The sequence below is a fragment of the Serratia sp. CoH_134_PS_4 genome, assembly GCF_058190535.1.
The window spans coordinates 31,525-41,660 of sequence record NZ_JBXWKI010000022.1; the positions used below are offsets into that span (position 1 = coordinate 31,525).

The window sequence follows — 10,136 nt, forward strand, 5'->3', positions numbered from 1 at the left end:
ATAGGTTATGTCATTTATCGTGTGCCGTCACGTTTTGGTTGTGGCGTCAAGGTGTACCCTTATGCGATAAGCATTTCTGTTAAAAATACCGCATCGGATAATTTACGAGGGAAACTATATGGCAAGGAGGCAGATTCTTTCTCTGTCGGAAAGAGAATCATTACTGGCATTACCGGACGAAGAGTTAACGCTGACCCGGATGGCGTATTTCAGTGAACATGATCTGGCACTTATCAGTGCCCACCGTAAACCTGCCAGCCGTTTTGGTTTTGCCGTCCTTCTTTGCTATCTGAAAAATGTCGGCTTTACCCCGGATAAAAAAATCCCTCCCTCTGATGCGCTGCTGAAGCATATCGCCAGCAGGCTAAAACTTACCGGGGATCTCTGGCCAGCTTACCTTTCCGGCAGGGAAACTACGCGACGCGAACATTTAACCGAACTGTACCGCTATCTTGGCGTAAAAGCGTTCACCGGCAAAATACAGCAGGACTGTATTACACACCTGCTGCCGATGGCGACGCGCACCGATAAAGGTATTCTCCTGGCCGAAGAACTACTGGTCTGGCTCCGGCAGAACAACGTGATAATCCCCTCGATTGATGTCGTGGAGCGTTCCTGTGCTGAGGCCATGGCAGGCGGCGATAAAATCGTGTTTCAGACCCTGAATGCCCCGTTAACTCCGGCTCACAGGGATGCTCTGGATTGTTTACTTGAGTCATCGGATAATCAGTCTTCCAGGCTGACATGGCTTCTGCAACCTCCGGGTAAAATCAATGGTAAGAACGTGCTGCAACACCTTGATCGGCTCAGTAGCATTGAATCGCTGGCATTACCGGAAGGTATAGATCGTACCATTCACCAGAACCGGTTGCTGAAACTGGCGCGGGAAGGCCGAAAGATGAGCAGCCGGGATTTGACCCGATTTTCAGCAGCCCGGCGTCATGCGATCCTGGTGTGCGTGCTGGAAGAAGCCAGAGCCACACTGACAGACGAAGTGATTGAGCTGCATGAACGAATGCTGAACAGCCTTTTCAACAAAGCCAAAAGAACACAGGCTGAGCGCCTTCAGCAGACCGGAAAGCTGATCCAGTCCAAACTGAGGCAGTACATCGATGTTGGTCAGGCGCTGTCTGATGCCCGCGACTCCGGTGGCGATCCATGGCTCGCAATAGAAAACATACTCCCGTGGCCTGAATTTGTCGCCAGTCTGGAGGAAACACGCCATCTCGCCAGAAAAAATAATTTTGACCCGCTGCATATTATTACTGAGAAATACAGCACATTACGGAAATATGCCCCGCGCATGTTGTCCGCTTTACAGTTAGTCGCAACCCCGGCAGCACAACCTCTGGCTGATGCGCTGGTTGTGATCAAGGATATGTACCGGAAGCAGTCACGTAAAGTTCCGGCGACTGCGCCGCTTGAGTTTGTCCCTGAAAGCTGGCGCAAGGTGGTGATTACACCTGCGGGTATTGACCGGCAGTATTATGAATTTTGTGCGCTCAGCGAGCTTAAGGGAGCGTTGCGCTCCGGGGACATCTGGGTTAAAGGCTCACGCCGCTACAAAAATTTTGATGATTACCTCATTCCCGAAAAGGACTTTGACAAACTCACACCGGCGCTGCCACTGCCCGTATCTGCTGATTATCATGAGTACATTGCCAGCCGTATGACTCTGCTTCAGTCCAGACTTGAAGAGGTCAATGCCATGGCTGCCCTTGGTGAACTGCCCGATGTGGAAATATCCGACAAGGGCGTAAAAGTCTCTCCGCTGGATAACTGCGTTCCGGCACAGGTTTCACCGCTGGCAGAACTGGTTTACAGCATGCTACCGCGACCTAAAATCACGGAAATTCTCGACGAGGTAAACTGCTGGACGACGTTTACCCGTCATTTTTCGCATATAAAAAATGACATTACCCGTCCCGATACCCGCCAGCTCCTCACCACCATTCTTGCGGATGGCATCAATCTTGGCCTGACCAAAATGGCAGAAGCCTGCCCCGGGAGCACCAAATCATCACTCGAAGATATTCAGGCATGGTATACCCGCGACGAAACCTATTCAGCCGCGCTTGCTGAGCTGGTAAATGCGCAGGGAAAAAGACCACTGGCGGCATTCTGGGGAGACGGAACAACGTCATCATCAGATGGACAGAATTTCAGAACAGGCAGCTCAGGCCGCTACGCAGGGCAGGTTAACCCGAAATATGGGCAAGAACCTGGACGTCAGTTTTATACCCATATTTCGGATCAATACAGCCCGTTTTACACCTGCATAATAAGTCGGGTCAGGGATTCAACCCATGTTCTCGATGGTTTGCTGTATCACGAAAGCGACCTGGAAATCAGGGAGCATTACACCGATACAGCTGGTTTCACCGATCATGTCTTTGCCCTGATGCATCTGCTAGGCTTTGCGTTCTGTCCACGAATCAGGGATCTCCACGACAAAAAGCTGTTTATCAAAGGGAAAGCAGACCAATACCCGGCGCTTCAGTCACTGATATCAACAACCAGCCTGAATCTGAAAGAGATCGAAATTCACTGGCGTGAAGTGCTGCGCCTGGCAACCTCGATAAAGCAGGGAACCGTGACGGCATCCCTGATGCTTAAAAAGCTTGCCAGCTACCCCAAGCAAAACGGACTTGCCAAAGCACTGAGGGAAATTGGCCGTATTGAACGAACGCTGTTTATGCTCGACTGGTTCCGCGATCCGGCACTTCGTCGGCGGGTACAGGCGGGACTGAATAAAGGAGAAGCCCGTAACGCGCTGGCGCGCGCGGTATTCCTGCACCGTCTGGGTGAAATCAGGGATCGTAAACCGGAAAATCAGAGCTACCGCGCCAGCGGACTGACGCTGCTGACGGCAGCTATCTCGCTGTGGAATACCATCTATATGGAAAGAGCGGTCGATGCCCTGAAGCGTAAAGGGATGAAGATCAACGAGCGACTGCTATCGCATTTGTCCCCGCTAGGCTGGGAACACATCAATCTTACAGGCGATTATATCTGGAAAAGCAACCGGATACCGGCTTCCGGTAAGTTTCGTCGGCTGCGGCCAGCTAAAGTAGGAAGGTCAAAAAACGACCTTAACGTACAATAATTTTCGATATCCAAATTGACCCCTTTTAGCTGTTAAGCTCTGTGACGTGATGCCATTAAAGAGGGTTAAGGTGTGGTGGTTTAATATCCATGAATGATGTAACTAAAATGTAAGTGAAGAGAAGGGGGCATAGCCCCCTCAGAACAACGAATTTATTGCTGCACTACCCACCTTTTCGCCCCATCATAGTCATTACCCCCTTCAGCGACAAAAACATGAGCGTCACCATCAACAGCGATCGCGCCTGGACGTTCCTGTTGGGCATCACGCAGGCAGTTTTTCCATCCGTAGACTTCTCCGTCCCAAATGAGAACAACTCCGTCACTGGCGTGCTCTGCATTCTGTTCACGCCATTTTTTTGCTATCTCAACATGTTCCATGATTCCCTCCATCACAATGCCATCAGCCCATTATGTGCCTTTTTGTAGTCTTCGATTTTACCGCGCAACTCATCACGTTCCCATTTCATCGTTTGCAGCTCACGCTTCAAACGCTCTATCTCTTCACAGTGACGTTCATACGTCATCAGCGACTTGAGCAGTGTCTGTGAAGCCGTCTTCTCACCTAAGCGATTTCCCACCGCAACCAGGGCCGTGTCGTGCTCTGGCTGAGTCCTGATCGTTAATGTACCCATCTCTAACTCCTTTGATAGTATTTATGCGAACGGCGCCTGGTTCCGGGAGGCAGTAATGCCGTCAATTTTGAATTGGCCATCGAGCCGGCGAAGTCGATTCTGATAGCAGATTACTTATCGACGTCGGTAAATGCGACGTTGCACTTACCACACAGAATATTCAAGCTGGGTTTGCCCCATGCCGTATCGCCACACTCCGGGCATACATGCTTATGTCGAGTTTTGGGTTTCGGTTGCAAAACAATCCCTGCAACCTCCGAATCGTCCCCGTCATCGCTACTCTGCACAGAGGGCACCAGTGCCAACGTCAGCAGTCGTTCAACGCCTACGGCATCCTGTTGAACTTCCCCTGTTGGGTTCGCCTGTAGTGCCTGAGCGAGCGTTTCCCGCCATTGCTCGATGATAGGCGTCAGGTCTTTCGGTTGTTCCACTTTGACCGGAAACCGGTCAAACCAACTAAGCGCAAAGCCGGTACGGAACAGTTCCAGCGTTTCTTTCTGAAAGCGGCCGCCGGGGATTGGGTAGTCGTTGATCGACTGCCCGAGTTTGTCACCGCCCGGCCTGCCAGTCGAAGATGGCATTAGCCCTACAGCTTCCATCTTCGCTGCCCACTCTGCATTGTGATAGCCCTTGCGCGATGGCTTACCAAAGTGGAATTGCCACATATGGCACTGCTCATGTACCAAAGTCTGCATGACCTCAATCAGCGGGTAGACCGGGAAGTATTCAGGATTAAGAGCTATTTCGTCTATCTGTGTACCGTCAGCCGGTGAAACAAACCGGTTACGGCTGAAATAGCCCATCGTGTTCTTCCCCCGCTGGAAAGTGATCAGGCAGTCCGGCAGCTGGCCGCCGAATAAGCGCTGATTGTAGAAGTCATACGCCTGTTGCAGTTCCGCATAGGCGCGTTCTGTTGCACGTTTTGATGTCATAGCAGAATAACCTTGATGTCCTTTCATCTAGTCAGCGGCTGATGCCGCCGACTTTTGATGGTTTTTAAATGAACTGATCTGCGTACTTATTTGCCAGTTCGTCTGCGTTCTTCAAGGGCCCTTCCAGATTAGTTGTGTGATCACAGATAACGTCCCATCCATCGTTACCGTAAACAAACAGCACCCAACCGGCACGATTTACATGGTCACCCGCGTTGAATACTTCCAGCTGGTCAATATCTGTAGAAAACATATCACCCAAGATGCTGTCAGCATCATTTGAGGGAGCATTAACGATTTCTTCACCATCAAACACGGAGATCTGATAGCCAGCCTGGACAAGCCCTTTTACGGCTGCGACAGCAATTTCGCGCTCGATGCGCAGACGGTCTTCAACATTCATGTTCACTCCCTCGCTTTTGCGGTTCGTGTATTGTACAAAACAGATAATGACACACATAAATGTATTGTACAATACATTTTGATAGCAAATTCGCTTTCCCCTCGTAGTGACCAGGTATAATTTTACTATCATTTTGAATGCGAGAGATGAACTGCAGAAGGAAAATTTGATGGTTTAAGAGGGAATTCCCCTCTTGGCAGACTTTACTATCCCATAAACGACAAAAGGCATCCTTTCGGATGCCTTTTACCATTCCCGCAATTTTACAACCTGCTTGTTGTCTTAGCCGCTCTCTAAGATGTGAATCTTGACCCTTACAGCCAGGCTACACATGCGCAGCGCGGTCGCCGTTTGATAATTTATAGAGCAGGGGCGCTCATACCAGCTCTACCACTAACAATCATAGATTATTGTGGATGCCAAAATATTAATCAATTTACCGTGTTATTGCAACTTTTTTGTTTAGGGCCAGCTGTCACCTTGAGGAGCCAAACAGCGTTAGCGCCTCGATTCTCGCGTCCGGGTATTGTTGTTTCAATATAGCCTCGGCACTAACCAGGGAAGCCCCTGAAGTAACCATATCATCTATCAATAAGATAGCTCTCGGCGGTGCGGCAGCCGTTACATTCCCGAGCATAAATGGGTTGATGTGTTTGCGCAATTTAACGCGGTGAATTGATTTAATTTGAAAGGGTTTTTCTTCGCCGTGTCGATCGATAAAACGCTTAATATCACCACGCAATACCGTTTTGTCTTTCGATGAAATGCGCAAATCTTCCAGATTCGCTATCACATTGCCCGCAGTGATTTTTTCCAACGCATCAGGGTAACAAACGCCCTGGTTAGTGTGTTTAAAGACCTTATCAGCGAAGCGGCAACAAACAGGGCTACTTGAGGGTAAAGGAACAATCCAATCCCATTGAAAGCCCCTGCCTAAGTACAACGGGAGTATTTGCCGAAAGCTGGCACACAGCATAGCGATATCGCGCGGGTTCGTTCGCAGTTCATGCAGCCCCTTAATCACATAAAGCATGGGGCTGTTATCGCCGGGGTCGTTTTTGTCGCGCTTCCCTTTCGTTCTCGCAAAGATAGACGTTACTTTCAAGGTTCCCAGCATCAACTCTACGGGGTTACCTTCTGGCGTGGTAATGCAAAAATGATTATGCGAATGGTCAACCGTAACCAGTCTATTCTCAGCGTCGACGACAAACCCCACGTAAAACTCCGTTTAAAAGTCGGCCGTTAACGGTCGATAATTGGAATGAGCCGGTGCGGCTTTGCAGCCGATACACCGTATGGCGTCGATGTTAATGGATAATGCATTCCTGCGGCAAACCCTACAACGAATAACACCTAACTCTCGTTAGTCCTCAACCTTCGCGTAAATGCTCGTTGAGTCGCGTTTGGTCAGCCCAACTGTGCAGTTCCAGATAGCCCGGCATCGATTCCGCGCCGCCGCAATGGGCAAGGTATTCCCCGATTAACACGTAGGCGCTAAACTCGAAAGGGCGAAGAAGAAGCCACTGAAATTAAGAATATATCCGATATATTGATATATCAGACACATATCCCATCAATCTCTCATCTTGATCTCATTAACCATAACCGTGCTAAAATAACTGTATATAAACACAGGTAACGAGGTCGCAATGAAAAACGGCTACAACCCTTTCCAGCGAACCGGCATCGATGTCTTTCAGCATAGAGAAGAAACGATCCGCATCGTATATTTGGGTGCGTACCTGGAACGAATCGAACCCGGCTCCCTCGTATTCATCCAACGTGCCGATAAGCTTTTCTGGATGGGCCGGGCTTGGCTGGATTTGTTTTGGATGGAATTAGAAAAGCCCGTCACGGTAATGGAAGGGCTGGCGTTCCTCTCACAGCAGGACTACATGCGTGTACTGCATGAGAAAGAAGGGGACTTTGTGCATCAGCATGAACTCCCCTTTTAATAATATATCGGAAATATTGATATATCCGATATATTCTCAAGCGCGTACACTATTTTCAGACTGTGCAGGCTTAGCCCTGGTAGCCCTATGGCTCAAAAACAAGAACAGTACTGACAGTCCAACACCAACCCACTTGTCGGGCGCTGATGAAAATAAGGATGTAAAGAATAGCGTTGCATAGATGAAGTAGAGGCCGATTCTTGGGAAGAGGTGATCCATAAGTTCCTTCGTTTGTGATCCGCACATAGAATACTAAATGTACAAACATCCAGCACCAAGAACAACAACATTAAGCAAGACGTAACAGTAAGGCTTAACGGGAATATATCCGAAATATCGTTAAAAACATATATCCAATATATTCACCAACAAATATATCCGATAAATTATCTAGGTGATATCTTAGATATATTACCTATTCCCATCATGGCGATCGCCTCTTCCGGTTGCATCGAGAACGTCAGGCCAAGGTCGCGCGTCACGTCCAGGGCGAATATCTTCGTGTAGACCTCCGTGCTCTCGATACGTTGGTGTCCCATCAGTGCTTGTACCTTCTTGATGTGAACCCCATTCAACAACAGATGCACCGCGAAACTGTGCCGGAATGTTTTCGGCACAATAGGGCGCACCGAAAACGTTACCCCGTCACGCTCTGCACGTCCTACTGCTGCCTTTAACCAGTTGCGCGGGGTTTCGCTGCTCTTGAACCCCCAGAGCGGCGTAGCCCGGCGCGTCATCACCTTGAAGGTGGTGAAATACTCCTGCACCCGGCGGACGTAGGTCGGATCCGGCAAGGGCACCGCCCGGAGTGGGGGCTTCTGTTTCTCTTCCACAAGGCTATCCAGGGAAGGGCGGCCAACCGACCGGGGAGGGGCTTTACGCTGCTTAAGGGTGCGCAGGCGCACGAAAGGCATCAGGTCATCATGGAAGAAAAAATCGTTCGGTGTCAGCGCCCCGGCTTCATTGGGTCGCGCCCCGGTATTCCACAACGTTTCGAAGAACAGCCGCTGATGCATATCGGGGATATAGGACAACAGCACGGCCACTTCCGGGGCGAGCAGGTAGAGCGGCAGATCCAGGTCGGCAGCGATCGCGATTTCACGCAACCGGACGGCGTGGTCAAATCCCCACATCGGGCTGATTGCGCTACGCGAATTCTGCAAAATGTTGTGGGGCATAAGAGTCAATTTTTCAATCTCCGCAATCTGGTCACTATTGCATCACCCGGACATCAAAATAGGATGCCGGAAGGCCGATGCCGTTTATTGTGGCAGAAGGGCGGGAGCAGGGCGACGGGAATAATTCGGTGATCGGTCAGGAGGGGATTTGGGGAGTTTACGTCTATTCACCAGAAAAACCCAATCAAGCAGAAAGGGAACCGGGCGAACGGGACGCCCGTCGCCGCTGCCCGGTAGCATCAGCGGTGTACAGGCACTTGATACTGTTGGGATTATAGCGGATTTGACGGGGCAGGGGAGGGGAATTAGGCACTTTACCGGTAAAGCCCAATACCTAGGGGAAACACAACACGTTCAAATAAAGTGACTAGTATGTGATTATCACTGGCAAGGAGCGTGTATAATTTCACAGCTACTTTTGATTAAGGAAGGGGTACTCAAATGAATGGAAATTACTGTGCGTTTTATGTTGCCGAACCTTTTAATGAAAGTGTTTTAGGTGCTCATGCAACTAAGGATTTTGTTTACTACAATACATTAAGAATGTGGAAAGGAGCTGACGCTAACTTCCCTTTCAATAATTCACATGACACAACATATAATGTTCGCGATGGCAGTAACTGGGAGCTAACGTTAATGCCTAGGCTCAGGCAACGCCTGCGAAACTCAAAAAACATCATTCTATTTTTAAGTCAAAGAACAGTAAACTCCAGAGCGCTGAGGGAAGAGATAGATTACGGAATTAATTCATTAGGATTGCCAGTGATCGTGATTTATCCAGATTATAGTACGAAAGAAAGTTTGTTAAACAACAACACTTTAATACCGCAAATACAAAACCTTTGGGGTAAAATCCCTACATTTAGAGATTCAATGTCTTTAGTCCCTACACTACACATCCCGATGAATAAAGCACTTATCTCACACTCACTATCTGATAGTAAGTTTATGGTGAGAACCAAAGCCGTTCCAGACGTTTATAGATACCCTGTTTAATATAATTAAAGCGCCATATTCGGCGCTTTAACTCCACATGGAAAGAGGAATAAAAATGGCAAAGGTTAGTTTCTGGGATAAGCAGATTTTTAAGGAATTTAAAGATTATACATCAATAATTTTTGGTGTGATTGGTGGATCGTTGTATTTTGTAGACATACCAACGGGACAAAAAGTAGCATATGGAATTGTATGCATTGTGATTTTATTTTTTGTCTATATCTACCTTTGGCGTAGAGCAAATAGCTTGAGGGAAATAAAGCTCACTATTGATGAGAGTACTGTCATCATTAAAACCGGTGATATTTTCGCTCAGGATGGGCTAAAAGCTATAGCGTTCAATGAATACTTTGATACTCAAGTCGACGATAGGATTATCGCCGCAAGTAGCCTCAATGGTAAATTCATTACGGATCACCTACCTTGCACTGTAAAGGAACTCGACGATCACATCAAAAATTATAAATTTGATGAGGACGAAATAAAAAACATAGATGAAGAAAGAAGGGATGGTAAAAAGCAAAAGTATGAGATTGGTACTATCTGTGTTTTAGATAACTTTTTAATTACGGCACTATCCAAATTCAATAATAAAAACGAAGCAAACCTCACCATGCCTGAATATCTCGAGTTTCTGATAAGTTTTTGGGATAAAGTAAACCGTGTTTATGCTCAAAAAAGTGTCTCTGTACCTATATTCGGGTCTGGACTCACACGAATCAAAGGCCACAAAACAATTGATGAGCAAGACCTACTAAAAATAATGTTGTGGACTTTTAGAGTTAGTGAGATGCGTTTCAAACATCCGGCAAAACTAACAATAATGATACACGAAGGAAAAATAGATAAAATAAATCTTCTTGAATTAAAAACAGCACGGAACGGTTTGTAGTTATTTTAAGCCTAGGTTTACAGCCGCTAAGCGGCTTTTT

The 10,136-nt window shown here is 47.8% G+C and carries 9 protein-coding genes and 1 pseudogene; 4 read left to right on the forward strand and 6 right to left on the reverse strand.

Translation table 11 applies throughout. The annotated features are described in order from the left end of the window. Positions 1-118 precede the first annotated feature (118 nt). Positions 119-3,096: pseudogene (locus AC2FCQ_RS23575) on the forward strand (Tn3 family transposase). Between the two features lie 162 nt (positions 3,097-3,258). Here AC2FCQ_RS23575 and AC2FCQ_RS23580 read toward each other — a convergent pair. The 5 genes from AC2FCQ_RS23580 to AC2FCQ_RS23600 all read right to left on the reverse strand — a co-directional run bounded on the left by AC2FCQ_RS23580 (position 3,259) and on the right by AC2FCQ_RS23600 (position 6,291). Beyond that, the gene (locus AC2FCQ_RS23580) at positions 3,259-3,486 is read right to left on the reverse strand and encodes an antirestriction protein ArdR (protein ID WP_261136810.1); all 228 of its coding nucleotides are present in this window, start codon (positions 3,484-3,486) and stop codon (positions 3,259-3,261) included. 11 nt (positions 3,487-3,497) lie between these two features. Beyond that, positions 3,498-3,740 carry a hypothetical protein gene (locus AC2FCQ_RS23585; protein ID WP_260524390.1) on the reverse strand — a complete coding sequence of 81 codons (243 nt, stop codon included), beginning with the start codon at positions 3,738-3,740 and terminating at the stop codon, positions 3,498-3,500. 110 nt (positions 3,741-3,850) lie between these two features. Next, complete coding sequence (locus AC2FCQ_RS23590) at positions 3,851-4,672, reverse strand: SprT-like domain-containing protein (protein ID WP_260524389.1); 822 nt, start codon at positions 4,670-4,672, stop codon at positions 3,851-3,853. 64 nt (positions 4,673-4,736) lie between these two features. Next, positions 4,737-5,075: a hypothetical protein gene (locus AC2FCQ_RS23595; RefSeq protein WP_260524388.1), complete on the reverse strand. Its 339-nt coding sequence runs from the start codon at positions 5,073-5,075 to the stop codon at positions 4,737-4,739. 475 nt (positions 5,076-5,550) lie between these two features. Then, complete coding sequence (locus AC2FCQ_RS23600; RefSeq protein ID WP_260524387.1) at positions 5,551-6,291, reverse strand: phosphoribosyltransferase; 741 nt, start codon at positions 6,289-6,291, stop codon at positions 5,551-5,553. A gap of 433 nt (positions 6,292-6,724) precedes the next feature. On the opposite strand from AC2FCQ_RS23600, the gene AC2FCQ_RS23605 reads away from it, so the two are divergent. Further along, positions 6,725-7,030 carry a hypothetical protein gene (locus tag AC2FCQ_RS23605; protein ID WP_260524386.1) on the forward strand — a complete coding sequence of 102 codons (306 nt, stop codon included), beginning with the start codon at positions 6,725-6,727 and terminating at the stop codon, positions 7,028-7,030. A 386-nt stretch (positions 7,031-7,416) separates the two neighbouring features. Here the strand turns inward: AC2FCQ_RS23605 and AC2FCQ_RS23610 are convergent, their stop codons facing one another. After that, the gene (locus AC2FCQ_RS23610; protein ID WP_260524385.1) at positions 7,417-8,208 is read right to left on the reverse strand and encodes a tyrosine-type recombinase/integrase; all 792 of its coding nucleotides are present in this window, start codon (positions 8,206-8,208) and stop codon (positions 7,417-7,419) included. Positions 8,209-8,649: 441 nt separating this feature from the next. On the opposite strand from AC2FCQ_RS23610, the gene AC2FCQ_RS23615 reads away from it, so the two are divergent. Together AC2FCQ_RS23615 and AC2FCQ_RS23620 are read left to right on the forward strand one after the other, a co-directional pair. Beyond that, positions 8,650-9,204 carry a TIR domain-containing protein gene (locus AC2FCQ_RS23615; protein ID WP_261136811.1) on the forward strand — a complete coding sequence of 185 codons (555 nt, stop codon included), beginning with the start codon at positions 8,650-8,652 and terminating at the stop codon, positions 9,202-9,204. A 55-nt stretch (positions 9,205-9,259) separates the two neighbouring features. Next, a complete protein-coding gene (locus AC2FCQ_RS23620) occupies positions 9,260-10,096 on the forward strand; it encodes a macro domain-containing protein (protein WP_261136812.1) in 837 nt (278 codons plus the stop codon). The last annotated feature ends 40 nt before the right edge of the window (positions 10,097-10,136 follow it).